A 25,466-nucleotide genomic window follows, 5' to 3' on the forward strand; every position below is an offset into this window, starting at 1 on the left:
AGCTGGAGTGCTACCAGGATAGATTTGTTTATAAAAATTCATAGTTTTAACAAAGGAGCTAAGGATTATGGCAAAGACTTTTAGAGATATGGTGACAGAAGCACGAAATAACGTCCAAGGGATTTCATCTCAAGAGGCAAGAGAAAAAATAAAGACGAATCCTAACACATTGGTTATTGATGTTCAGGATGCAGCGGATGCAGGTGCATGCGGACTTATCCCAAGCAGTGCTAATATTTCACTAGGAATGCTCCCAATAAGAGCGGACTTGCTGGTACCAGAGCATCTGCGTGATGAGAGATTAGCGGATAGAAAACGTCCTGTTATAATAACCTGTGGAGCGGGCGGACAGGCTGCGTTAGGTGCCTATATCTTAAAACAGATGGGGTTTGAGGATGTTGCTTTTATTGAAGGGGGAACAACTGCTTGGAAGGAAGCAGGATTTGAAGTTGAGTAGGTTTTTAAAAAAAGAATTCTATGATTTTAAGGAAAAAAAGAGAAAAGGCGAGCATGGTATTGCTCGCCTTTTTGTATGGTCGAGATTGATTTAAATTGAAAACTAAAATATCCATATAAAGGTTAATGGGAAAAAGTGTATCCTTCAAATACTTTTAACCCTTCGACATTTAAAACTTGTTCTACCACGACTGGTTTATTTGGACTTTTTTCGATAACTTCTTTACATGAAATCATTATATTACTGCCTGCAATTTCAGCTAGTTGATCATGTGATACACTGTAGACTATTTTCCCTAAATTAGACCATACCATTGCTCCAGTACACATTACACATGGTTCGCAGCTAGTATACAAAGTATATTCGTTTAGATCAAAAATGTTGTTTTCAGAGCAAAAAGTACGTATAAGTCCGATTTCCGCATGATGTGTTGGATCACAAAAACTATTTATCTTATTTTCACCATACATGACAATTTCGTTATCTTTTACTAGGATAGCACCGAATGGTTCATTTCCTTCTTCTCTAGCCTTTAAAGCCATTTTAATAGCTATTTCAATAAATTGTTCATCTTTTGTCATAGAAAGCACCTCCAGTTCGATGCAATTATAACGGAAATTTAAGAAGTTTGAAAATGAGTACCGCTGATGAATTTTAATGAGCCCCCTGCGTATTAATGTATAAATACGTCAATTTGTTGGAGAGGGGAAAATTTATGGCTGAAAAAGGTTGTATAAAATGTGGAAGTAAAGATGCCGGAAAAAAGGAAGTTGCAATGACGGGAACAGGATTATCTAAAATGTTTGATATTCAACATAATACGTTTATTGTTGTTTATTGTAATAACTGTGGTTATTCCGAGTTCTATAACAAGAAGTCTTCTACGGCATCAAATATACTAGATTTATTCTTCGGTTCATAAAAAAATAAATGCAGATTACAAATGGGGCATTACTGATACAGCGGTTATGCCTTTTTCTTATTTGGCGTATATATTTGCATATGAGTGGACATTTAATCTACTTCATTAATCAAAAATTAGGTTTTCTTATCAGCAAGTTTATCCCATACAAAAAGCTCTTTAATGAATAAATTAAAACTAGATTAAAAAAATCTTTTAATCTAATTAAATTTTAATATAAGGGAGTTTTTTATCTAGAATGAAATTAGGAAATGACTATCTCTACATTGGTGACGGATTCGACAACACCGTGAAGACTTTTGACGCGGAAACGGGAAGGTTCCTTGGGAGATTTGTTGTATCAGGTAGCAACGATGACGAATTGCATGGTCCACGAGGGGTTATCTTCGATCATAATGATAATCTTCTAGTTACCAACCAAAACGTCGAACAAACCGATAACGGGAACGTGTTGAAGTACGAAGGACAAACTGGGGCCTTCTTAGGGCAACTCGTCCGTTCTAACGCACCAGGAGCTCCGTTCGCGCCGCGTGGCATTGTTCTCTCGAAGAACAATATCCTTTATGTTGCGGATATTTTTTCTGACCCTGTCACTGGGCAGGGGGAAGTGCGGACGTATAATGGTAAAACTGGTGAGTTTTTGGGGAACCTCGATCATTCTGGCTTCAAGGAGCCCTTCAATCCACGGGGTGTGGTTTTCGGTCCAGACGGCCTGCTATATGTATCCGTCGTTGACCTATCAGAATTCCCGAATGGGCTTAAAGGCTGGGTGCTGCGCTTCAACCCTAAGAAAAAGAAATTCCTTGATGTGTTCATTAAGAGCGACGAGATCAACAACCTCCACCGTCCAGAAGGCTTAGTCTTTGGTCCCGACGGAAACCTTTACGTCACCAGCTTTAGAGACCTTGATGATCCGAATGATACTGACAAAATCTTGATCTTTGATGGCGATACGGGCAAGTTTATCAACAAGATTGACCTCTATGCACCAGGACAATCACCTGCCTTCGCACAGGCACTCTTGTTCGGGCCGAACGGAAAGTTGTATGTCCCCATTACGGGCCCTTCCGACGACAAACCAGATGGAACGAGTGTCCCAACGGGAGAATTTACCGGTTCTGTACGACGCTACAATGTCGATTCCAAGAAGTTCATGGAAATTGTGCCTCCTTTTAAAAAGGGAGGACCATTAGGGGTGCCGTGGTATCTGACATTTGGAAATACGAATCCTGCAACACTAGCTTACGGGCATGACCAGGAAGAAAGCAGCGACCATCATCATCATCATCCACATCATAAAGAAAGTCATAACGAGAGTAGCGACTAATTTTTTAAAGTCAGATTGACCGTTTCTTTGTTAAAAGGGAACGGTCAATTTATTTTGGATAGATAAACCTTATTAAACTCCTCCAAGTAATGAACAACAGAGAAATGATAATGTCCTGTTGCTTCTAGGACGATAGGTGGTTTCTTACCTGTTTCTCTCATTATGACTTCCAGAAACTCTACAAGTAAATCAAGACCTTCAATAGTATGAGAAACTTTAAAACTCTTACGATATGGTTTGCCTTTATCTTAAAATGCCTGAACTTGACTTTCCCCTTTTGAAACATCCAGACCAAAGACTGATTCATTTCTAAATCTTCCTCCTAAACTAGTAAACTAGTAATTTGCCAGTACCCCTAAGGTCACCCAGAAATATTTTCTGGGTGACCTAATAATATGATAGAGGCAGGATAGTGTAATAGATAAAAAACATAATATAAAGGCACATTTTTTTTTAAAATGTGCCATGTAATCATTTCTTTTCGGACATGCCTTCATAATCTAGTAGCATGAAAGGAGATAATAGATTTGAATAAAAAACATGATAAAAAGATTTTTGATTATATCATTATTGGAGCAGGAACAGCAGGAGGAATTATTGCAAAAAAATTAACGGATAACCATCATACTAGTGTTCTAGTTCTTGAAGCAGGAACCAATATGACTCAAGAACTAAGCAGTCCCAGTATTCTAACTGCAATGTTGAATTCCACCGATAATAGACATTCTTTTAATATTACGACGAATTTTGAGCAACAAATTGGCCGTCAGATGATCACATCAAATGGACGAGCCATCGGTGGAAGTTCAGAACATAATTTTATGTTTGCAGTACGAGGAAGCAGAGAGTTATATGATGCATGGGCACAAATGGTTGGAAATCAATGGAGTTACAATAGTCTTCTTCCTTTATTTAAAAAGAATGAAACCTATACTGGAGCAACACAAAGCCCGGAAACGCGGGGCTTTGAAGGACCTATTTTTATTAGACAACAAATTACTCCAAACGGTGGATTGATCAATACCCTTGCTCAAGCAACTTCCGAAGTCTTTAATGTCCCAATTGTGGAAGATTATAATACAGGAATAATGGATTGTACCTTTTTAAAAGGGCAATATACCCAAAAACCGGTAGATGGTACCTTCGTCCGCTCATCAGTCGCAACAGGTTATTTAAATGAGCATGTTGTCACCCAAGGGAATGAGTCTCAACCTGACGAGTTTGGAGTGAATGGTAGAAAATTATTAATTTTATCTAAAACCACAGTTAATAAAATACTATTTAAACGAAAAAATGGGGTCAATACTGCTGTTGGGGTTGAATTTGTTCGAAATGGGGTTTCGGAAGTTATGTATGCAAGAAAGGGGGTCATTGTTTCAGCAGGGATGTTTTCATCTGTTATCCTTCAACGATCTGGAATTGGAAAGCCTGCAGATTTAACTAGAGCAGGTATACAAACCTTGGTTGACAATCCAAATGTTGGTCATAACTTCCTAAGTCAATTTGCTGTTGGGTTGGGTGTTAGAGTGAAAACTAACAGACTTCTCCCGATATTGTCTGCGGATCCCGATGAACCTACGGCTCTCGGCGCATTTAAGAGGCAGGATAATCCTATTGGAGGACGCCGTCTGCAAATAATTGGTGTTCCGGTGCCAACTTTTGTACCGGTTCAGGATGTGCTTATCAATGGTTGGCAGTTTAACCCACAAAATCCAACTAACGTAATGAGTTTTGGAATTGCAGATCTAAATCCTAGAAGTAAGGGATCAATAGTGATTTCACACAGTGATCCAGAAGCGTATCCAACACTTGACTTAAATCCGTTGGCTTTCGATGATGACGTAAATTACATGGTTGATAAATATATTGAGACGTATAATATGGTCGTCAGGGCTCGTGAACTTGATCCGACAGGCATTTTTGAGGTTGTTTATCCTGAGGAAAATATATTCACAATGACAGATGAGGCTACAAAACGAGCAACCTTAGCCTCCTACGTCAGGGCTTCCTTATTAAACTTTGACCATTTCGGTGGACATTGCAAAATGGGAAGAACGATTGCTGATGGAGTTGTAGATGGATTCCTAAATGTTTTTGGAACAAAAAATCTTAAAGTAGCTGACCTTTCCATTGCTCCAATTTTACCTGATGGGAATACAGTTTTGGGGGCAGAAGTGATTGGTTTAAATGCTGCAAGATTCATTCAAAGTGATCGGAACTCTATCGTGTTTGATGATGATGATTTTGAGGATATGGTAGATTCTGATGAAAGCAGCGACCATCACCAACATCACCATTATGAGGAAAGTAGTGACGAGAGCAGCAACTAGCATTTAAAAATACTAGGAAAGACCGTTTCTAATTTTGTTAGGGGCGGTCTTTTAGAACCCAAAACCGACAGTATAGTCTGGACGGGAGAAGATGGAGGTTCTGCAAATGTTCAAAAAGTGGAATATTGAACGTTTATTAAGCATGTATTTTCAATCTCCCTCAAGTGTCTAACTTGAGGGCTTTCTATTTTAGAGAGGCCATTTCCTAATTTTTTGTTAGTTGATTTTAGTGTTATTCCCGCCTTGCTTGCGGCATTGATTTTTGGCCCGAATAATAGCCTAAAAGAGTATAATTATAAGTGTGAAATGAATCTGCTTTTACAGCATGCTAGTCTAATAAGGGTATTTTAAACAATAATCGTTCAACAAATTCCGATAGGTAACAGCAGCTGGTGGTACCGGTGGTGGAGGAATAAATGGAACCATAATTGGTTTATGCCATGGATGATAGTGGTGCAAAATTATGTAATAAACCATTAATATCATCCTTTCATTCAAAGTTACAGTAATTTATGAGTGTTCACCCAACTATGATTGGATGGATGCCTAGATTATAAAATTACTTATATTGATATAAAACGGGGGATGGGACTAACCTTGAAAAAAAACAAGGAATCCTATTATTTGAGGGATCCTTGTTTTTATTGTTAAGCATTAATTTTCCACTTCACTTATAAACGCATGCGTATTCCCTTCTGTATCTTTAAAGAAAGTCATCCAAGTTTTAATTCTCCCCATTTTGGCTACAATATGTGGTTCGTCAATAAAGGATACTCCATCCCTCGTAAATTTTTCATAGGTATCCTTAATATTCTCAACTTGAAAGTATAGGACAGAGCTTGAATGTGAATAATCTTCTTTTTCAGGCAAACTTAGAAGAATTCTTGTTCCATTACAATCAAAAAATGCCATGGTTTCTGTTGAAAAAAGTAGTGGCAGTCCAAGTGCCTTATAAAATGTCACTGCCCTGTTTATGTCTTTAACAGGCACCCCGATTTGATTGATCTTTTGAATGACGCTCGTGTTCATATAATCCCTCTCCTTTTGTTAATTTTCTCATAATGAGAAAAGACTATCTTATTAATTATTACTTTCTATTTTTTTCATATGGAATCATCGCAAAAGTGAAATCGTTCCTTTAGTAACATTATAAATTACAAGATGGAATACAGTTAATATAAATGTGAAATAAAGTAAAATCTGTAAAATGAAAGAAGAGAGATGGAAAATCCATCTCTCTAACAATAAAAACTAATGTATCCAAAGTTTAAATAGTCCTTCAGTTACCCCTAAGTTGTACATATAAAATATTCCAAACCCAATGCTAATCACACCGGTTATTCTGGTAAGTGTTTTATTCAGCGTTACTTTTTTGGCACTGAAAACGAATGGAATCCCAATGATGGTGGTAAAGAAAAGCATTCCAATAATGGTTCCTGCACCAAATATAAGGATATAAATAGCTGCTTCCCAAACACTTTTAACGGTACTCATCGTTAATAGAACCATCGCTCCGCTACCAGCAAGACCATGTACTAAGCCAATCACCAAGGATTTTAAATAGGAAACATGTTTATGTTGGTGTTTATGCTCATGTGTACCACGATGTTCATGAGTATGGACATGTTTATGGTTTTCTCCATCGTGATCATGCTGATGTAAGTGGATATTTTTAAAGGAAAGGATCGTTGATGTGCCAAGATAAACAAGCATGATACCTACTAAAAACTCTAATGACATAGCCCATTTTTCAGGTATTTCACCCTTCATAAAGATAAGAATGATGCCAATAATAAATAATGTAGCAGTATGACCTATTCCCCAGAATACTCCTGCTAAAGACGAGCGAAGTAATTTTTTACTTTGACTAGCAATCGTAGACACAGCGATTACATGGTCTGGTTCTATTGCATGCTTGATACCAAGCACAAATCCTAATGCTAGAATGGATAGAAAACCTACCTCCACTAATTTTCCTCCTAAAAGTTATATATTGATAAATAACCTGCTTTCTTAATAGTATCATAGAAGTAGATTGGTAGTTTGTTTATTAACAATATTTATTTAATGAGAGGAAAGAAATTTTAAAAATTAAATTCTATCCCGTTTTCTATATAGAGGGTGTTATGTAATCCAGTTTGGTTTACCAGATATGCAAATATATTTTTGGCTGTGCTTCTAATAATTACGCTCAGACCTAAGTTGTTAAACACACGTGCATAGCAGCGGATGATCAACTGATCATTTTCCTTTAACAGCTGATAATAGACTGTTTCTTTCTGTGTTTTTGAAAAACAGTGGATAAATAGATATTCCTCTGTTGGTACGATTCCTTTTATCAAAAGTTCTTTTTGAACAATTCGTTGGATTTCCGCGATTTGTTTTTCTGATAAATTTATTCTCATACCAGATTCACCATCTTTTTTTAAAATTAAGAGAGTGGCGATTTTGACCACTCTAATTTATAGAATTTTAACACATATCCTCTAATTCTATGAATGGGGCAGGGAGGAAAAGCGGTGTCTATTTAAACAAGAACGTCTTTCCTGCTTCATCAAATGCCTGCTTATAATCAAACGCATAAGGCGTTGGTCCATGCTGAATATAATAGTTGTATCTTTTGAAAGCCTCCTCCCAAGATACATCCTTCACCTTTTCCGTCCACCACACCACATATGTAGGTGGTTTTTCCTGTTGCGGTTCAATCCACTTGTTCCTGTCTCGTATAGCGTTCTTATGTCGCCCTGAATAGGTAAAGGAATATAAAGTTTGCAGGCTTTTCCATACAGTCAGTGTAAGAATGGGGGCACCTTCCCCCTTGATCGTTTCCTCAGGGAATGGTACTCCTTCTGGTGAAAACTCCTGTATAAGCTGCCCTGAAATAGCGGCCTGTTGAACGATTTTGTATCCCACTTCAAAAAATTCACGAGAAGCTGGATGTTCATAAGGATGCTTTAGCCTGCCAACAGTATAGATCGCAACAAAAGTCATAATGATCTCCTCGTTTCCACTTTTTACCTACATATATTCGAGAGGGACTGGACTAATTCCATTTTTAGAGGTATATTCTACAAATTTGAGGTGGTATTCTACAATTTTTGGGGAGCTTTCTACAAATTTAGAAGGGTATTCTACAAAAGTTATCCCTCATTCTACAAATGAGGGATAGGTTCTATAAAGGGAGAGGGTTATTCTACAAATTTAAGGTGGTATTCTACAATTTTAAGGGAGTTTTCTACAAATACAGGAGGGTATTCTACAAATTTGAGGTGGTATTCTACAATTTTTGGGGAGTTTTCTACAAATTTAGAAGGGTATTCTACAAATAAAATCCCTCATTCTACAGATGCTCAATATAGCGTAAAAGCTTGAAAGCTTGATATAAAGCAAAGTAAAAAGGGATTTTTTGGGCAAAAATAAAAAGCATTCCTCATTACAAAGAAATGCTTTTTACTTTAATTAGCCTTGTGCCAGCGATTCTCGGTCTATGACTTCGGGCTGTTTTTCTAACCATCCATGTTTCACCATAATATTGAAACAAAGGGCACCAGCCTCTATCGCATGTGTAAATACTTTCGTGTAATTTAATATGATATCCGATCTCAAGCTGGAACCAATTCCTGCACCATAATAGGAAAGGGCAGCATTTACTAAAAAGGCGGCGTGAAACATAAGCAATTTGTCTGAAAACGGACTGACCGTAGATTCCATGATCTCAGCATCCCAATTCTCAGGTGTTGGCAAATGATCTTGTTTTAATATATTGCTAAAACTTTCAGCATCTTTGCCTGCTAATTTAACGTTCTTCACCATAAAATCACGAACATCTTCCGTCTTCGCCACCTGACTAAAGGCCAAACTTAACGACCTAATAAATCCAGTTTTCTTGGAATTAAAAAAAAGGTTGCTGACTTCTGAACTATTGAGCGGTCTTTTGTTTCCAATTAAATTTGAAATGATCCCTGTTGAGCTCACAAACTCCTTCCCAAAGGGTGAAGGAATAGAAGGAACCCTAGAAAACTTTGGCTGTGTTTTAGCATAATCGACTATTTTTTGAAAAAAGTCCTTAGCCGTTGCCGCACATTCAAAAAAGTAATTTTGGACATCAGGCCTCTCGGAGTTTGTTATCGCAAGGCTATAAGCAGTTATCCCATGTATCGTCATTATGTAAGAGTAAAAGAGTAAAAATTGATCAGAAAATAACCGTGGAGCATCAAGATTTACATCATCCTCAGTAAATCCCATTGGGACTTGGAAATTGTCACTTTTCAAGAATTTAGTAATTTCAGTGATATGGTTTTCCGCTAACTGCAATCCGTATTCTAAAATAGGTTTAATATCTTTGTTTTCAACAATTTTAAGAAAATATTTGTAAACACATATCGCCATACTATCGCCCGAATACTGAAGCCAAAGAGCAGATACTTCTGCAGCAGTTAAGGGGTTTTTCTTTGACTTACTAAACATTCCCAAAAGAAATACCTCCAATTTTCCCATTGTTATCCTGAGATTATTTTATGACATTGTTTAGGATGTATACGAAATAAACGAAGGGATTTTTAGTTCAGAATGCTAAAATCTAATCATTTAAACCTTTTCCATCGAGAATTTGCTGAACATATTTTTCAACCCTTGAAACTCGTGTTTTGGATTGTTTAGGCTGTGAAAAGTGAAGAAGGTAGGCCCTTTGGCGTCCCGGCGTCAACTTTTCGAAGGCCGTTTTCAAGGCAGGGATGTCATCGAATTTATTTTGAAGTTCTTCAGGAATTATGTATTCAGTCGTCTTCTTGAAATCCACTTCCAAACCGGATTTTTCCACTTCAACGGCTTCATAAATATAATCTTTCAAGATTGTTTCCATATTCATGATTTCTTGAAGGTTGGTGAACCGAATCTGGCGCGCCGCCTGAACATTCTCCGTTTGTTGGATTAGAATCCCATGGGTATCCTTTAACAAAGCACCTTTGTGAAACAGAAGCGCACAATATTCTTTAAATCCATGTATTAGAACGATGTTTTTATCTTTAAACGTGTAACAAGGATGCATCCACTTAAATTCTTCGGTCAGCTCACAGTCAAGAACGATAGCCCGCAGCTTTTCATACTCTTCTTTCCACTTCTTTGCTTTACTTAAAAATTCATCAACCTTCGGATTCAATTTACTATTGGTCATCCAGGACACCCCTCAACATTACTTCCGCCAAAAAGTGGAACAGTCTGCCTTATCCAAAATATTAAACTCAATCATTCTCTCAAGTAAGGAGAAATCAACCGGACTGCTCCATGGGAGACGTACCAGCCCCTTGGTGTGACCATAGCCAGCCTGGACAATTTCTTCAGAAAAACGTGTGATTCCTGCCTCTTCCGGGGCAACAGCCAAATGCTGTTTGGCAACGCTAAAGCCAATAATATAGGTCCCGTGATCGGTAAACATAGGCTGATTCCACTTAATTTCTGGCACTAAATGCGGGTATTTTTTTGATACCCATCCTAAAATTTCTTCCGTTCGCTCCCGATGCTGCGGGTTATCAATACGCGCTAAAAATTCTGCAAAAACTTCCATCTTGTTCCCTCCTAAAATGTTGTTGGAATAAAAAAGAGGATACAGTAAACACTATATCCTCTTATCTTTAATCTAAACTATTTTAGTTATATTATCTATTCAACTCTCGTTGTATTTCCGGATGATTCATAAGGATGTCATTTCCATAATAATAACTAACAGCCAGTGCAACCACTAAACCGATATAGATGAAAAATAACTGCGCTTTCGTTTTTATATCCGTTTTGTAATAGGTTTCCGTTGTCCGTACTTCTTTTTTATACGCTGCTACCTTTCCTTCCAATTGCTTGAGAATCTCTTCAATCACTTGCTGATTGTTGCTGCTATCTTCATCACTTATAGAAAAAGTACCGGACAAGTGCTGAAGATAGAGCTCTTTTTTCATTTTTCCAATTTCCGAACTCAGTTTAGTTAATGTTTCAATAATATCGCGGTTCGTGATTTTCCATTTTGCCTTGCCGGCCATTTCTTGGACTGCATCCAAATCATGGGATTCCATCTTTATTTTTTCTAGTAAGTGTTCGAGTTCTTGGACTTCCATTTGGTCGTCCTTTAAACGTTTTTGTTTTTTATATAATTTGTACCATTCCATTGAGCCTAGGACGGCGATAAAGAATCCGAGGAAACTAATATTCATGACGGAATAGACCAATAATAAGATAATCCCTAATCCCCACAGCTTAGTACTAATCCCTGCGGCAATTCTTCCGCCATCTAATGGCGTGATGGGGATTAAATTAAATAAATTGATCATCGCGCCCAAAATAATGAGCAGGCCCCAGAAGGGTTCATGTGTGTATAAATACAAAGGAATGGCGGGCAAAAATGATAACAATCCAAATAAAGGGCCCATGTAGGCGACATATCCCTCATCTTTTGCATCTTTTGGCATTTCTTTCATTCCAATAACGGCCCCCATAAAAGGAATAAATACAGCCGGGCTGACAGGCAGTTTAATCCTTTTAGCCGCATAAGCGTGTCCCATTTCATGAACAAACAACAAATAGACTAAAGCTACTGCGAACTTCCAGCCAAAAATTATGGCATAGGCTCCGAGCGTAATAAACATGCTCAAAAGCGTTTGCAGTTTAAGAAATTTAAAAACTACTAATATATATTTTAATTTGCCTAATAAGATCGCTCCGATTGTACCTAATACTCCCAAAGTGGTTTTCTTGTTTTTCACATAAACATCCCCTTTTGTGAAGAAAATGACGCTTATATCTATTATACAAGAAAATATTGGCAAGGGGCTTTAGAAAAATTTTTGCATCGATAATCCAAATATGAAGGGATTTTTGGGGGAAATGGAAGGTTTTTAATCTTTGTGGAAGTACTTCTCACTTTAAACAAGTGATTAAATAAACTATAATTATCGTATAATAGAAAATAAATAACCTTAATACAATAGATATAGTAGTATTTGAGACAGTAAAGGTGTGTTAGTAGGTCGCGCCTTAGTTTGGTGTGCCTCTGCATCTTTCTGCAAATTTCAGGAGAAAAGGTTGGTAAAAATGATGAGCATAAAAGAAACGAAAACAGACGTCATTTTAATCGGCGCCGGAATCATGAGTGCAACTTTAGGGACACTCTTGAAAGAATTAGCACCGGAAATGGAAATTACTATGTTTGAAAAGCTCGCCAACGCTGGAGAAGAAAGCTCTAATGAATGGAATAATGCGGGAACGGGGCATGCGGCACTTTGCGAGCTTAACTACACCGTCGAAAAACCAGATGGTTCTGTAGATATTAGTAAAGCTATTAATATTAATGAACAGTTTCAGGTTTCCATGCAGTTTTGGTCTTATCTTGTTAACAGCGGGCTGATCAAAAATCCAGAGGACTTTATCAGACAATTGCCTCACATGAGTTTAGTGCATGGGGAAGAAAATGTTTCTTTTTTAAAGAAACGGTTTGAAGCAATGACAAACAATCCTTTATTTAAAGGGATGGAATTTTCCGATGACCATGACAAACTAATCGAATGGATTCCGCTTATCATGGAAGGCCGTACATTGAATGAACCAATTGCAGCAACCAAAATCGACTCAGGAACAGATGTTAACTTTGGTGCTTTAACACGCATGTTGTTCGACCACTTAACGAAGCAGAATGTCGAAATCAAATACAATCATCAAGTTGATGATATTAAACGCACTGAAGATGGTTTATGGGAATTGAAAGTTTGGAATATGGCTACAGGAAACATCGAACGTCATACTGCCAAGTTCGTCTTTATTGGCGGCGGGGGCGGAAGTCTTCATTTATTGCAAAAAACCGGTATTCCGGAGTCAAAGCATATTGGCGGATTCCCAGTAAGCGGACTATTTATGGTGTGTAACAAACCAGAAGTTGTCGAGCAGCACAATGCAAAGGTATACGGCAAGGCCAAGGTTGGCGCACCGCCAATGTCTGTACCGCATCTTGACACCAGGTTTATCGACAATAAAAAATCGTTGCTATTTGGACCATTTGCCGGCTTCTCGCCAAAGTTCTTAAAAACGGGCTCTATGATGGACCTGGTAACTTCCGTAAAACCGGATAATCTCGTCACAATGCTGGCTGCCGGTGCCAAAAACATGGGATTGACTAAATACCTGATCGAGCAAGTGATGTTATCGAAAGAACAGCGCATGGAAGAGCTGCGAGAGTTTATCCCGAACGCGAAAGCAGAGGATTGGGATTTAGTCGTAGCAGGACAGCGTGTGCAGGTTATCAAAGATACCGAAGCTGGCAAAGGAACGCTTCAATTTGGTACAGAAGTAATCACTGCTGCTGATGGCTCAGTCGCTGCATTACTAGGAGCATCTCCAGGTGCTTCCACCGCCGTTCACGTTATGCTTCAGGTAATCAAAAAATGCTTCCCAGAACAGATTACAGAGTGGGAAGGGAAAATCAAAGAAATGATACCTTCCTATGGCGTGTCACTAATGAAAAACCCAGGGCTGCTGGAGGAAGTTCATACTTTCACAGAAGAAGCGCTAGGACTGCGTGAAAAAGAATTGGTCTTAAGTTAAGTCGAGATAAAGAACCTTTAATCTTATTTTGGATTAGAGGTTCTTTTTTTATTTGTGGTTAGCGAGGGTGTGGTTGCTTTATTTTAAGTAAAGGGTTAGGTAAATTTGTAAAAAACCATATCGCTTATCGTGTTGAAGGACATTTTTGGGGTTCGGTAAGAGGAGAATGTCCTTCATGGTATGGATGAAAGACAGTTTGCGGGTGAAGATAGGGTAAAATGTCCTTCAAAGTAAAAGCGAGCCAATTTAGGAATCCTCGCCACTGGTTACATTTGAAACTTTTATTTTTCCAGAATTGATATTAGTGAACGAGTTTACGCAGCCATCGCCAAAATTAAAATTGCCGCCGATGATTGTGCTATTGGCGGTATGGCTGTTTTGATAAGTTGCACCGAAATTAATGTTGGCATTATTAATCAGCGTTCGAACCTTAAATTGGCCAATATTGATTGAGCCTGCCATTTCTATCACCATCCTTATTCCATATTATTTTAAAATAAGGCTTGTGATTGTCCACATGCCCAGCAAAAGGTTAGTATGTTACTAACCTTTTTTCAACTTCTTCACAATCAGTAACAGAAAGAATAATAAAGGTATGTACCCGTAATTTATGAAAAAGGAAATTTTCCCCGTAATATCGAGGAGGATATGAATTTGCTGCCGTGTCTTAAAAAAATTAATGGCGATTAATACGGCGATTGTAATCAGAAGAACCCCATACTTTTGCTTTAGATTCGTCACCCTTTTTAAAGTCCGGCTGGCACACCATAGGCTAAGGCAAACACTTGGGAGAATCACTAGATTCCAATTGGCAATGCCAATGAGATCAAATCTCTCCACAAAAGGCAGTTCGACTATTTTCCACATCGTCAAAGTGGGCCAGATGAACCTTTTCAGCTGTCCTTCTGAAAAATAAGCAAACGTGATTACAGAAAGATAAAGATATATTAAAGTGGTCAAAGCCACACCATAATGCACCCATTTCTTTGATTTTTGCGGTTCTTTGATATATGGATAAACAAACAATAGAATCTCATAGCCAAGGTATGTAATGGACATTTGATATGATGCCTTGACCAATTCTATTATCGAGTGATCAAAGATGGGAAGTAAGTTTTTAAAATCGCCATAAGGCAGGGTAAACAAAAAAGTGAAGATTAAATAGAAAGGGAGAATCGTTCCGAAGAATGCCACCCCTGTCACAGTCCTGAACCCTCCAAATACAATGTAAATGGCTAAAGCACAAAAAGCCAGGGCATACCAAAACGTATCCATATCCTGAAATACCCATACTTGAATAACCTCAATAAATGATCTAAGTGTGGTGATCATGATCAGGATAAAATAAAGAACGAATGGGAGCGACAGCAGTTTGCCAATTTTCCTTCCAAATACGAGAGTATTGGCTGTAATGATATCTCCATTAGCCATTTCAACAATCTTGTACATGATCCAAACTATGACATGGACACTTAAACCGCCTATAAGAACGGCAATCCATCCATCATATCCTGCAAATCGAGCAATTATGCGCTGAAAACCAAGAACTCCTACGCCAAACTGCATTTGGTGAATGATAAAAAAAGCTAAAAAGGGCGATACTTTTACTTTTTCAGGTACAGGATGTTCCATAGCACTTCCTCCGGTTCCTATTCGTTTATGTTTTTTGTCCTTCATGTACGACGAATAGGGGGTGTGTCCCTATAGCTTCTTCATTTATATTTTCCTTGTATGGAAGAATTATCAATCATGTTGTCTAACAAACGGCTTTTTTCTTGTTGCGGAGCAGTACAAGAAGGAATTTTATTATTTATTTGGAATAGGAATAAAATTAAAATCGCAACACATCTCCTTTATTTCGGAGAAAAGTAAGCCTTTAAAATTGTGGCTTTTCTACAACAATGAGGAGACGACTACGAAGGGGGAAATGTTCAATGAAAAAACGAACACTTGGTCAGAACGGTCCTCTGGTTTCTGAGGTTGGTTTAGGCTGTATGGGGATGTCATGGCTATATGGTAATGCTGATCGAAGCGAAAGCATTGCAACAATTCATACGGCACTTGAGCGAGGCATTACACTTTTTGATACAGGGGATTTCTATGGCGATGGACACAATGAATTACTTCTACGTAAAGCATTCCAAGGAATCCAACGGGAAAATGCGTTCATTTCAGTAAAATTCGATGGTAAACTACACTCTCAGGGCAAGAGTCATCAAGAGAGTAATAATCACCCTCATACAATAAAGAATTTCCTTGAGGATTCCCTGCTGCGCCTAGGTGTTGAATACATCGATCTTTATCAACCTGGCACAGCTTGCATCGATCCAAACGTACCAATAGAAGAAACGGTTGGTGCAATGGCCGATATGGTAAAGAAGGGATATGTTCGGTACATTGGTCTTTCAGAAGTAGGAGTGGATACAATTCGCCGCGCACACGCTGTACATACGATAAGTTGGCTGCAAATGGAGTACTCACTATTTAATCGGAGCATCGAATCCAATATTTTGCCCGCTTTACGGGAATTAGGCATTTCACTTTCGGCCTACGGTGTACTCTCAAGAGGGTTGTTGAGCGGTACATGGTCAAAAGATCGGGCGCTAGATTTGGATGATAAACGCAGTAATGGTCCGCGGTTTGCTAGCGAAAATCTCCAAAAGAATTTAGCCCTTGTCGAAGCACTGCGTACCATTGCTAAAGAAAGGCAAGTAACGGTTGCGCAACTTGCCATCGCATGGGTTCTATCTCGGGGTGAAGATGTTATCCCGTTGGTTGGGGCAAGAAAGAGAACACAACTTCAGGATTCAGTCGGTGCACTTGAACTAAATTTAAGTCCAGACGATCTTTTACGGATTGAAGAAGCCGTACCCTCAGAACTTGTCGCTGGTGAATACTTCCCGGTACCACGGGAAAAATGGTTCTTTTAAATAGTAATGCTAAGGAGAAAGTATGGCTCAAGATGGGATTGTTTTAGTAGTTAGTGTTTCAATATTCAAAGATGAAGAAGTATTAATAATTAAAGAAAATAAACCAAGTGCATTGAATAAGTGGAATTTTCCAAGTGGAAGAATTGAATCTGGTGAAGACGTTTTATATGCAGCTAAAAGGGAAGTAAAAGAGGAAACAGGATTAGACGTGGAACTTACTAGTTCTACTGGTATCTATAACTTTATTAGTAGTGCAGAGAGTCAAGTAATTCTGTTTCATTTTACGGGTAAAGTCACAGGTGGTTCATTAATAATTGAAGAAGATGAAATTATAGACAATAAATGGGTAAAGGTGAATGACCTCGCGGACTTTGATAATAAAGAGCTACGTGATCCGAGTGTAATAAAACAAATAGTAAATAATTTAGTTCATAAAAATTTCTATTCAATAAATATTTTTAATCAACAAATTAGGTAAATAAAAATCCTTGTTCAAACCACGGCGTTTCTACAAGAAGTGGAGACACATTTTTGTTATTTTATAAGGCTGCTATTTACCCTGCATAATTGTGCACCAATTGTCGGAAGGATCCATTTAGTTTCTGCTATTCTTTGGATGAAGGGAGGTCAGAGGATGGAGTTATTGAAGAACATGAATGAGGCATTACAGTATATTGAAGAAAACCTTACTCAAGATATCGATTTTAAAGAAGTGGCAAAATTGGCTTTCTGTTCTGAATACCATTTTAAACGAATGTTTTCTTTTCTTGCGGGGATTTCACTATCCGAATACATTCGAAGAAGACGTCTTACGATTGCAGCACTAGAACTAAATAAAAGTAACTCAAGGATTATTGATGTTGCTATTAAATACGGATATAGTTCACCAGATTCCTTTACCAGAGCTTTTCAAAGTTTGCATGGTGTAACACCATCAGAAGCTAGAAATAATGGCCAGGTATTAAAAGCCTATCCACGAATGACCTTCCAATTATCCGTTAAGGGAGGAAATGAAATGAACTACCGAATTGAAGACAAAGAGGCATTTAACATAGTGGGTATCATGAAAAGGGTACCGATTGTTTTCCAAGGCGAGAACCCGGAAATCAGGGCTATGTGGAAAACATTGAATCCGGAAAAGATAAATAAACTAATTGAATTATCTAATGTTGAACCAAAAGGAATCATTCAGGCGTCTACTAACTTTTCAGAAGGCCGTATGGAGGAAAAAGGTGGTCTGGATCATTATATTGGTGTGGCAACAACTAAAGAGTGCCTAGAAAATCTTCCAAAACTAAAAGTTCCTGCCTTAACTTGGGCTGTATTCGAGTCAACAGGTCCTTTTCCAAATGCACTGCAGGAAATATGGGGACGTATTTATTCTGAATGGTTTCCGTCTTCAAACTATCAACAAACAGAAGGACCAGAAATTTTGTCAATCAAAGACAGCGATTTAACTTTACCAACTGTAAAAAGCGAAATTTGGATTCCAGTTTTGAAAGAATGATTTCGCAGGGAAAAAATAAAAAACCACTCAGAGTGGTTTTTTTTAATCGCGCATTGCGCCTGCCTCTCGGGAAGTCATGGCACCTTGTCCCTGGCTTACATCTGTTTGAATTTCTTGTTTTATCTTTTGCGCATCAGTTCCAGCAGATGCTGTTGCTGGCTTCATATTAGACCCCATATTACTAGCTTGTTGATTCTGTTGCATACAAGTCCCCCTCAACTTATGATTTAACAAACTTATTATTTACAAAATGGCACTCGGTATATGAGCGTCACAGGAAAAGAATTATTTTCCTATTAAAAGGCGAGACTAATGGATATTATGCGCATTTTTAATAGGGGAATGTAAGTATGATCGTATTTTCTTTTTCAATTGTCCTTTTTAATAGCGTTGCCTATAAAATGAAAAAACAGCTTACCAAAAATCAAATTGTTCATATCTGGGCGTTTTCGATGATATTGGAAATTCTGTTTGATATATTCATCGATGAAAAAACAAATGGATACTGGTATTTTTGGAGAGGAATCGATTGGACGAATATATTAGCTTATACGATTCTCATTCCGCCTGTGTGTGTGACATTTTTGAACTGGTATCCTTTTAATGGGGCGATGTTTAAAAGGGCACGGTATATTATCTTTTGGGTTATTTTCCTATTGCTGTATGAATTATTGGCACTACTGCCTCAACCTTGGGGATTTTTTTATTACGGCTGGTGGAACTTGTTATATTCAGCTAGCCTTGATCCTATTTTGCTAATTATTTTACTGGGTTACTATAAATGGATCTGTAAAATTGAAAAAGGTTAAACAAAAAGGACTGCCAAATTATCGGCAGTCCTTTAAATGTTGTTACTTTGTTAAGCTCTTTTCTTAAAGCGTCCTACTAGAGGTACTACAATGATACCTGCTACTGCGACCTGCAAAATGTTGCCGGGGACGGAGCCGAATGGCTGTACCCAGTTACCGTAAAGGATTACTTCGGCAAAATAGTAGCCAACCACTTTAATGATCAGTGCAGTTGCAACTGCTAGAGTGTGAACAACGACTCTGTTGCCAGGTACTTTTTCGGAAATGAGTCCAACTACGAAGCCCATTGTACCAACGATGACAAAGGTAAACGGTGACCAGATGGCCCAACCGGAGATAACATCAAATAAGCCCATACCGAAGGCACCAGCGATGGCACCTGTTTTTTTGCCGTAAACCATGGCTGCGATAAAAAGAGGCACGTTACCCAGATGGATGAGACCTCCGTTACCCATTATTGGGAGCCGTATGTTGATGAACATTGTGGCGACAAGGGTTAACGCGATGAAAAGTGCATTGATGACGATAGCTCTAGTCTTTGATGATTCTGTTGGTGTGAATGTTGTATTCATATAATTAACCTCTTCTTTTTTGTTAAAATAATATCATATTATCAGACATTTAAAAATACATAATTTTATTATTGCCAAAAGCGTTAAACAAATGAAAGTATCATATATCCTTGATGTCTCATTGCCATCACAGCCCCTTTGTATGAATGAGATTTGTCCTTAAGAAGGACTTTTCCAATTTTTAACGAACTCCCTATAATAACCTTTACAAAGATTGGGTGGTTATTATAGGGACTCAAATGAATGCAGATATTGATGACCAAATTAAAAAAAGTATAACCGAGAAACTTCGGACGGCTGGTTGTGTTTTTGCGGAAGAAGAGGCGCGGCTTCTTATTTCTGAAGCGCAGACATCGGATGCCCTCTTCGATATGGTTAGTCTTCGAATCACAGGCACCCCGCTTGAACATGTCCTTGGATGGGCGGAATTCTGCGGCAACAGGATAGCAGTTGACCCAGGAGTTTTCGTACCCCGCCGCCGTACCGAGTTCCTTGTCCAAAAGGCAACAGCCCTTTCTGTACCTGGTGCTATCGTCGTTGATCTTTGCTGTGGTTCTGGAGCGGTAGGTGTTGCGATAGCAAAAGCCCTGGGATCAATTGAGCTGTATGCAGTCGACATTGACCCAACCGCAGCAAGCTGTGCCCTTCGCAATGTCACAACTGTTGGCGGCTTTGTTTTTGAAGGTGATCTTTACGAGCCGCTGCCTGCTAAGCTACGCGGGAAAGTCGACATCCTAGTAGCAAACGCCCCTTACGTACCTACCGAGGCAATCCAGCTGCTTCCCCAGGATGCGCGTCTTTATGAACCAATGGCAGCGCTTGACGGAGGAAATGACGGACTTGATATTCAGCGGAAAGTAGCGAAGGAAGCATCCCTCTGGCTCGCTCGTGGGGGGCATCTTTTAATAGAGACGAGCGAAAGGCAGGCACCCAAAACTATTGAAATCTCCACACAAAACGGGCTAATCCCTCAGATGATTCGCAATGATGACTTGGATGCTACCATTGTTATTGGAACTAAACTCTAGAGCTAAAGAAGAAATACGAGTATCCTGCAGCTATTTTGTTTAATACTTTTCATAAATTTAGCAGATATTAAAACAAAAAATGTTGAATAAGGGTGTTCCTATTGCGCGTTGCTCTGTGCTTAACTCTTGTTTTTTGCTGCTGGAAATTTGGAGATATAAAAAACTGGAGAAATTATTACCCCACTATTTTATATCTGATTTTACTTAATTTGTTATATAGCTACTTTGTTGGCGAGAAAAATGTTCTATGGAAACTGGAACCTGATTTCTTATTAAACACTACCTTTTCATTTTTGATTCAAAACTTCATTAACTTTCCATGTATCGTCATTCTGTTTTTGACCTATTTACCTAAGTCTCCAAAGAAAGTAATAACCTATTTATTCATTTCGGGATCCATTCTTGCTGGTATTGAAACAATAATGTTTCTTGCTGGAAAAGTCTCGTATCATAACGGTTGGAATTTTTGGTGGTCTGTAGCCTTTAATTTCTTATGGGCGATAATGCTGAGATTTCATTACCTAAAGCCTATTCCTGCTTGGGTGGTTTCGTTTTTATTTACGGCATTTTTTATCATTTACTTTCATGTTCCATTGCCTAAGCATTAAACAATTGCCAAAACTTCGACATTCTTCCACCGTTTTTAGATGAAAAAAACCGTAATGATAAGGGTCGAAGCCATATTAATTAAACGTTTGATTAATGACGAAAAATAGGGAATCCAATTGAATTCTGACAGTACATTAGAAATTTGTCATTTTTACTTGGTTGATGTTGATTTTTAGGATAATTCTTCAAACAATTTTCGCAGGGGTTTTGTCCCATAAAACCTTAAATAGCACGGTCATTAACGAATGTAATCAAACGATTATTTAGTATAGCACATACGGAATTTCATCGAATATGCTCGATGGGTGTAGAAAAATCAATGCCATACGATTTTAGGGATATTTTTCAACAAATTTTTTGCCTTCCCAGGGACAGAAAGCCCCATTTAAACGTGTTCTCGGCGATTTTAATCAAACGTCTGATTAAAATCGAATCAGGTAGGAAATGAATCGGGTTCTGTCAGTTTACGGAATTTTACCAGCTCAGAAAGGATCGTTAAGATGTTAAAAGAAGTTTGTGTTGAGAATTTTACATGGGTTCCTCAAGCGATTGAAAAAGGGGGCCATCGCATAGAGCTTTGTGACAACCTCGCTGTTGGCGGCACTACCGTCAGTCATGGGGTGGCTGCCCAAACGATTTCCTTTTGTCACTTGAAAAATATTAAAGTAATGGCCATAGTCAGGCCCAGAGGCGGAAACTTTATATATTCGAAAGAGGAAATAGAGATCATGCAGAATGATATCATCCATTTCAAACAGTTAGGAACAGATGGGGTGGTGATCGGCTGCTTAAATGATGCAGGCTGGATTGATGAGGATGCTATGCTTAACCTGTTGGAATCTGCGGAAGGGCTGGATGTTACCTTTCATATGGCATTTGATCATATTTATCATGAATACCAGTTTAAAGCGATTGATTGGCTTGTGAAGCATCGGGTGAATCGAATTTTAACACACGGAGGGTCAAGCCCTAAACCGATTGAAGCTAACCTAAGCCGTTTGAAGGAATTCGTAGATTTTGCTGCGGACAGAATCATTATTCTGCCTGGCGGGGGAATTACAGATAAAAATCTAAATCATATTGCAAGTGTATTAAATGTTAATGAAGTACATGGAACCAAAATTGTGGGTGAGCTTAGTTAGAGGAAAAACCCGACCTTCCCACTAAGGGAAACCGGGTTCTAACTTGGCTGCACGAGGTTACTTTCCCCCAATCCGAAAAAGCATGGTTAACTGTTTGGCAAGATATTGCGGCGTATAAGGCATATCGTTACGCAGCCAAGCCACAATCGTACCGATAAGGGCAGAAGAACCGTACCAGATAGCCACATCCCTTTGGACATCGCTAGAAGCACGGAAGGATTTCTCCGTTCTCTTTGTTATGGCTTCTGTAAGGATTTTTAATAACCGCTCTGTAAAAATGGGCGTCCTTCTGGTACCAAGAACCACTTTATAGAATTTCCCATTCCCGGCTATATGCTCAAGCAGGCTTTCGAGCATCAACGAATCAGTTTCACCGGTGGATTCCTTATCAGTTGCACTTCTCATAATATCCTCAATATCCTCGGCCATTTCTTGTGCCATTTTCTCCATCATGTCTTGAATATCACGATAGTGAAGATAAAACGTAACACGGTTGATCGTTGCACGCTCCGCAATTCGGTTGACCGTTATTTTATTGAGCTCCATCTCCTGAAGCAAATCGATCAAAGCATCCTTTATTAATTGGCGCGTCCGCAGTATTCGCGGATCGACGCGTGTATTTTCATGATCCGTCATGTCTAATCACCTTTCCCTCTAATTGGAAATTTACAATTACTCCAGTTGTGTCTATTATCTTCAGCATTAACAACATAACTTACAAAAATGATAACTAATATACACTTCGTCAGGAATTGTCTGTTGTCATTGCCAACTATCTAACTATAATATAATTTATACCATGTTAATTATTCAACATGTTGTAAAAAAGTTCACATAAATGTTAGAAAGGATGGAAAATAGATTGAGCCATAATTCTATAACAAACACCAATTCCATAAAAAAAGGTCCTATCATGTTCATTTTGATATTGGGGGCTTTCATAGCAACCTTAAACCAAACGCTTATGAGCGTCGCCGTTCCTGAACTGATGGTTGACTTTAAAATCTCAGCCGCAACCGCACAGTGGTTAACAACAGGTTACATGCTGGTAAATGGGATCTTAATTCCGATTACGGCCTATTTAATGCAGCGATTTACCACCCGCGAGCTTTTTCAAACTTCCATGTTTATATTTTTGGCTGGAACCATCGTTTCAGCTTTAGCAACTGGCTTTCCGGTCTTATTAACCGGACGTTTGATTCAGGCGGCAGGTGCTGGAATCATTATGCCGCTGCTTACGAATGTCATTCTGACACTTTTCCCTGCTGAAAAAAGAGGTGCAGCCATGGGGATGGTCGGGCTTGCGATCATTTTCGCTCCTGCCATTGGACCGACACTTGCCGGCTACATTATCGAAAATTACAAATGGGAGACCATGTTTTATGGAATGATTCCATTTGCTGTCCTTGTCATAATATTGGGCTTCATTTATCTCCGAAATGTATCAGATCGAATTAAGACAAAATTTAATGTTCTGGCTGTCACCCTCTCAACGATTGGTTTCGGGTCATTGCTTTATGGATTCAGCCGGGCTGGAAGTCTTGGATGGACCGATTTAGAGGTGATAAGTACCATTTCTGTTGGTGTCTTGGCCCTTGTCCTTTTTTCATGGAGGGAATTGAAGTCAAAAAATCCACTGTTGGATTTACGTGCGTTTAAGTACAATATGTTCACCTTAACGACTATTATCAATATCGCGGTAACAATGGTGATGTATGCAGATATGATGCTGCTTCCACTATACCTCCAGAATGTCCGTGGATACACAGCAATTGAATCTGGTCTCCTGCTTCTTCCTGGTGCGCTGATCATGGGCTTTCTGATGCCGGTTACCGGCAAGCTATTCGACCGCTTTGGCGCAAAATGGCTGTCAGTGATCGGAATGGTCATTACCATTGGCACCACACTTGGTTTTACCAACCTGACTGACTCGACGAGTTTCAGCCTGCTGGTTCTTATGTCAACCGGGCGCCGAATTGGAATGGCCTTGATGATGATGCCGATTCAGACCGCTGGTTTAAATCAACTGCCACCGCAGTTAAATGCACACGGAACGGCTATATCTAATACCATCCGGCAGGTTGCTGGTGCTGTCGGTACGTCACTTCTGGTTACGGTTATGACCGACCGGACAAAGTCGCATCTGCAAGATATGATTCCGACTGCAGCTTTGAAAGGCTTGACCCAAGGTCAGATGATTAAGGAAGCCTCTATTCAAGGTATTAATGATGCCTATCTTGTCATTGTTGGGATCGGCATCATCGGATTGCTGCTTTCCTTCTTTATCAAGAAGGGTAAGCAGGCTTCCAAAGTGGAGTCCAAGGCTCATTTAAAAAAGGCAATAGCAAACGAAGCTTAATGGGAGGAACCAATATGAGACTTGAAAATAAGGTAGCGGTAGTAACAGGTGCTGCATCTGGGATGGGTAAAGCGATTGCGATTCTTTATGCAAAAGAAGGTGCGAAAGTAGTGGTATCTGATATCAACCTTGAAGCAGCAAATCAAACAGTGGAAGAAATTAAGTCAAATGGCGGAAAAGCCATTGCGGTGATGGCCAATGTTTCGAAAGAAGAAGATATCAAAAACCTGATTGACACTGCTGTTCATATCTTTGGAACATTAGACATTTTAGTCAATAATGCCGGCATCATGGATAACTTTGAACCTGCTGGTGATATAGAAGATGAGAAATGGGAGCGTATTTTTGCTATTAATACGACAAGTGTTATGCGGGCAACACGCAAAGTCTTGCCGATCTTTTTAGAAAAACAATCCGGCGTGATTATTAATGTTGCTTCGGCCGGCGGACTACAAGGCGCGCGAGCTGGGGCTGCTTATACCGCTTCTAAGCATGCCGTGGTTGGTTTTACAAAAAATACCGGATTCATGTACGCAGAAGAAGGGATTCGCTGTAACGCGATTGCACCGGGCGGAGTGGAAACAAACATCGGTTCATCCATGAGTGGGATTAACGAATTCGGCATGGGCCGAATTCAAGCGGGACTAGGAATCAATCCACGTGTCGGAAAACCAGTGGAAATTGCCAATATCGCTCTTTTCCTTGCTTCTGATGAATCAAGCTTTGTGAACGGAACCGTGATTACCGGGGATGCAGGCTGGACAGCTTATTAATTTTACGTTAAGACCGTCAGGGATTTGATCCTGGCGGTTTTTTTTTACGCCTCCAAAAGGGAAGCTTTGCCATTTTTTGTCTAATTGTCCAAACGGATCGAAAAATTGTCCAAAGTGGTCC

General features: G+C 39.0%; 28 protein-coding genes and 2 pseudogenes. 15 read left to right on the forward strand and 15 right to left on the reverse strand.

Annotated features, from left to right (window positions below; translation table 11 throughout):
- Window positions 1-67 precede the first annotated feature (67 nt).
- Window positions 68-457, forward strand: a complete 390-nt coding sequence (locus PH210_RS22300; protein ID WP_289988562.1) for a rhodanese-like domain-containing protein — start codon at window positions 68-70, stop codon at window positions 455-457.
- 122 nt (window positions 458-579) lie between these two features.
- Here the strand turns inward: PH210_RS22300 and PH210_RS22305 are convergent, their stop codons facing one another.
- The gene (locus tag PH210_RS22305) at window positions 580-1,038 is read right to left on the reverse strand and encodes a nucleoside deaminase (RefSeq protein WP_289988563.1); all 459 of its coding nucleotides are present in this window, start codon (window positions 1,036-1,038) and stop codon (window positions 580-582) included.
- Between the two features lie 134 nt (window positions 1,039-1,172).
- On the opposite strand from PH210_RS22305, the gene PH210_RS22310 reads away from it, so the two are divergent.
- Together PH210_RS22310 and PH210_RS22315 are read left to right on the forward strand one after the other, a co-directional pair.
- Window positions 1,173-1,379: a zinc ribbon domain-containing protein gene (locus PH210_RS22310; protein ID WP_289988564.1), complete on the forward strand. Its 207-nt coding sequence runs from the start codon at window positions 1,173-1,175 to the stop codon at window positions 1,377-1,379.
- Window positions 1,380-1,617: 238 nt separating this feature from the next.
- Window positions 1,618-2,706: a Vgb family protein gene (locus PH210_RS22315; protein WP_289988565.1), complete on the forward strand. Its 1,089-nt coding sequence runs from the start codon at window positions 1,618-1,620 to the stop codon at window positions 2,704-2,706.
- Window positions 2,707-2,777: 71 nt separating this feature from the next.
- On the opposite strand, the pseudogene PH210_RS22320 reads toward PH210_RS22315, so the two are convergent.
- A pseudogene (locus PH210_RS22320) lies at window positions 2,778-2,996 on the reverse strand (IS110 family transposase); the annotation flags it as partial.
- Between the two features lie 237 nt (window positions 2,997-3,233).
- On the opposite strand from PH210_RS22320, the gene PH210_RS22325 reads away from it, so the two are divergent.
- Both PH210_RS22325 and PH210_RS29795 read left to right on the forward strand, forming a co-directional pair.
- Complete coding sequence (locus tag PH210_RS22325) at window positions 3,234-5,036, forward strand: GMC family oxidoreductase (RefSeq protein ID WP_289988566.1); 1,803 nt, start codon at window positions 3,234-3,236, stop codon at window positions 5,034-5,036.
- 198 nt (window positions 5,037-5,234) lie between these two features.
- Window positions 5,235-5,306, forward strand: a pseudogene (locus PH210_RS29795) (riboflavin transporter FmnP); the annotation flags it as partial.
- A gap of 384 nt (window positions 5,307-5,690) precedes the next feature.
- Here PH210_RS29795 and PH210_RS22330 read toward each other — a convergent pair.
- From PH210_RS22330 to PH210_RS22365, 8 genes are all read right to left on the reverse strand, one after another.
- On the reverse strand, window positions 5,691-6,065 hold the full coding sequence (locus PH210_RS22330; protein ID WP_289988567.1) for a VOC family protein: 375 nt from the start codon (window positions 6,063-6,065) through the stop codon (window positions 5,691-5,693).
- Window positions 6,066-6,287: 222 nt separating this feature from the next.
- Window positions 6,288-7,004 carry a HoxN/HupN/NixA family nickel/cobalt transporter gene (locus PH210_RS22335; protein ID WP_289988568.1) on the reverse strand — a complete coding sequence of 239 codons (717 nt, stop codon included), beginning with the start codon at window positions 7,002-7,004 and terminating at the stop codon, window positions 6,288-6,290.
- Between the two features lie 116 nt (window positions 7,005-7,120).
- The gene (locus PH210_RS22340) at window positions 7,121-7,441 is read right to left on the reverse strand and encodes a hypothetical protein (protein WP_289988569.1); all 321 of its coding nucleotides are present in this window, start codon (window positions 7,439-7,441) and stop codon (window positions 7,121-7,123) included.
- Between the two features lie 118 nt (window positions 7,442-7,559).
- Window positions 7,560-8,027 carry a DUF3291 domain-containing protein gene (locus tag PH210_RS22345; RefSeq protein WP_289988570.1) on the reverse strand — a complete coding sequence of 156 codons (468 nt, stop codon included), beginning with the start codon at window positions 8,025-8,027 and terminating at the stop codon, window positions 7,560-7,562.
- 468 nt (window positions 8,028-8,495) lie between these two features.
- Entirely contained in the window at window positions 8,496-9,503 is a 1,008-nt protein-coding gene (locus tag PH210_RS22350; RefSeq protein ID WP_289988635.1) for a DUF3231 family protein, read from the reverse strand.
- A 112-nt stretch (window positions 9,504-9,615) separates the two neighbouring features.
- Window positions 9,616-10,209, reverse strand: a complete 594-nt coding sequence (locus PH210_RS22355) for a YdeI/OmpD-associated family protein (RefSeq protein WP_289988571.1) — start codon at window positions 10,207-10,209, stop codon at window positions 9,616-9,618.
- An 18-nt stretch (window positions 10,210-10,227) separates the two neighbouring features.
- Complete coding sequence (locus PH210_RS22360) at window positions 10,228-10,599, reverse strand: iron chaperone (protein ID WP_289988572.1); 372 nt, start codon at window positions 10,597-10,599, stop codon at window positions 10,228-10,230.
- A 91-nt stretch (window positions 10,600-10,690) separates the two neighbouring features.
- On the reverse strand, window positions 10,691-11,785 hold the full coding sequence (locus PH210_RS22365; RefSeq protein ID WP_289988573.1) for a site-2 protease family protein: 1,095 nt from the start codon (window positions 11,783-11,785) through the stop codon (window positions 10,691-10,693).
- Window positions 11,786-12,116: 331 nt separating this feature from the next.
- Here PH210_RS22365 and PH210_RS22370 point away from each other — a divergent pair, with 331 nt between their 5' ends.
- Window positions 12,117-13,616, forward strand: a complete 1,500-nt coding sequence (locus tag PH210_RS22370; protein ID WP_289988636.1) for a malate:quinone oxidoreductase — start codon at window positions 12,117-12,119, stop codon at window positions 13,614-13,616.
- A gap of 246 nt (window positions 13,617-13,862) precedes the next feature.
- Here the strand turns inward: PH210_RS22370 and PH210_RS22375 are convergent, their stop codons facing one another.
- Together PH210_RS22375 and PH210_RS22380 are read right to left on the reverse strand one after the other, a co-directional pair.
- Window positions 13,863-14,078: a spore germination protein gene (locus tag PH210_RS22375; protein ID WP_289988574.1), complete on the reverse strand. Its 216-nt coding sequence runs from the start codon at window positions 14,076-14,078 to the stop codon at window positions 13,863-13,865.
- 81 nt (window positions 14,079-14,159) lie between these two features.
- Window positions 14,160-15,248: a GerAB/ArcD/ProY family transporter gene (locus PH210_RS22380; protein WP_289988575.1), complete on the reverse strand. Its 1,089-nt coding sequence runs from the start codon at window positions 15,246-15,248 to the stop codon at window positions 14,160-14,162.
- 302 nt (window positions 15,249-15,550) lie between these two features.
- Between PH210_RS22380 and PH210_RS22385 the strand changes: the two genes are divergently transcribed.
- From PH210_RS22385 to PH210_RS22395, 3 genes are all read left to right on the forward strand, one after another.
- A complete protein-coding gene (locus tag PH210_RS22385; protein ID WP_289988576.1) occupies window positions 15,551-16,546 on the forward strand; it encodes an aldo/keto reductase in 996 nt (331 codons plus the stop codon).
- A 22-nt stretch (window positions 16,547-16,568) separates the two neighbouring features.
- Window positions 16,569-17,024, forward strand: a complete 456-nt coding sequence (locus tag PH210_RS22390) for an NUDIX hydrolase (RefSeq protein ID WP_289988577.1) — start codon at window positions 16,569-16,571, stop codon at window positions 17,022-17,024.
- 156 nt (window positions 17,025-17,180) lie between these two features.
- On the forward strand, window positions 17,181-18,053 hold the full coding sequence (locus PH210_RS22395; protein ID WP_289988578.1) for an AraC family transcriptional regulator: 873 nt from the start codon (window positions 17,181-17,183) through the stop codon (window positions 18,051-18,053).
- A gap of 42 nt (window positions 18,054-18,095) precedes the next feature.
- On the opposite strand, the gene PH210_RS22400 is transcribed toward PH210_RS22395, so the two are convergent.
- A complete protein-coding gene (locus tag PH210_RS22400) occupies window positions 18,096-18,257 on the reverse strand; it encodes a hypothetical protein (RefSeq protein ID WP_289988579.1) in 162 nt (53 codons plus the stop codon).
- A 146-nt stretch (window positions 18,258-18,403) separates the two neighbouring features.
- On the opposite strand from PH210_RS22400, the gene PH210_RS22405 reads away from it, so the two are divergent.
- Complete coding sequence (locus tag PH210_RS22405; protein WP_289988580.1) at window positions 18,404-18,862, forward strand: hypothetical protein; 459 nt, start codon at window positions 18,404-18,406, stop codon at window positions 18,860-18,862.
- Window positions 18,863-18,912: 50 nt separating this feature from the next.
- Here PH210_RS22405 and PH210_RS22410 read toward each other — a convergent pair whose 3' ends face one another.
- A complete protein-coding gene (locus PH210_RS22410) occupies window positions 18,913-19,383 on the reverse strand; it encodes an ECF transporter S component (protein ID WP_289988637.1) in 471 nt (156 codons plus the stop codon).
- 290 nt (window positions 19,384-19,673) lie between these two features.
- Between PH210_RS22410 and PH210_RS22415 the strand changes: the two genes are divergently transcribed.
- The 3 genes from PH210_RS22415 (at window position 19,674) to PH210_RS22420 (ending at window position 22,213) form a co-directional block, all read left to right on the forward strand.
- Complete coding sequence (locus PH210_RS22415; RefSeq protein WP_483312138.1) at window positions 19,674-20,462, forward strand: putative protein N(5)-glutamine methyltransferase; 789 nt, start codon at window positions 19,674-19,676, stop codon at window positions 20,460-20,462.
- A 92-nt stretch (window positions 20,463-20,554) separates the two neighbouring features.
- Window positions 20,555-21,070 (forward strand): CBO0543 family protein, encoded by a 516-nt coding sequence (locus PH210_RS29800; RefSeq protein ID WP_354670009.1) that lies wholly within the window; start codon window positions 20,555-20,557, stop codon window positions 21,068-21,070.
- 501 nt (window positions 21,071-21,571) lie between these two features.
- Window positions 21,572-22,213, forward strand: coding sequence for a copper homeostasis protein CutC (locus PH210_RS22420; RefSeq protein ID WP_289988581.1), 642 nt, complete (start codon window positions 21,572-21,574; stop codon window positions 22,211-22,213).
- Window positions 22,214-22,270: 57 nt separating this feature from the next.
- On the opposite strand, the gene PH210_RS22425 is transcribed toward PH210_RS22420, so the two are convergent.
- Entirely contained in the window at window positions 22,271-22,849 is a 579-nt protein-coding gene (locus PH210_RS22425) for a TetR/AcrR family transcriptional regulator (protein WP_289988582.1), read from the reverse strand.
- Window positions 22,850-23,126: 277 nt separating this feature from the next.
- Between PH210_RS22425 and PH210_RS22430 the strand changes: the two genes are divergently transcribed.
- Window positions 23,127-24,572 carry a DHA2 family efflux MFS transporter permease subunit gene (locus tag PH210_RS22430; RefSeq protein WP_289988583.1) on the forward strand — a complete coding sequence of 482 codons (1,446 nt, stop codon included), beginning with the start codon at window positions 23,127-23,129 and terminating at the stop codon, window positions 24,570-24,572.
- A 14-nt stretch (window positions 24,573-24,586) separates the two neighbouring features.
- On the forward strand, window positions 24,587-25,345 hold the full coding sequence (locus PH210_RS22435; RefSeq protein ID WP_289988584.1) for an SDR family oxidoreductase: 759 nt from the start codon (window positions 24,587-24,589) through the stop codon (window positions 25,343-25,345).
- Window positions 25,346-25,466: the final 121 nt, after the last annotated feature.

It is taken from the genome of Paenibacillus sp. BSR1-1 (assembly GCF_030403775.1).
Classification (GTDB): domain Bacteria; phylum Bacillota; class Bacilli; order Bacillales; family Cytobacillaceae; genus Neobacillus.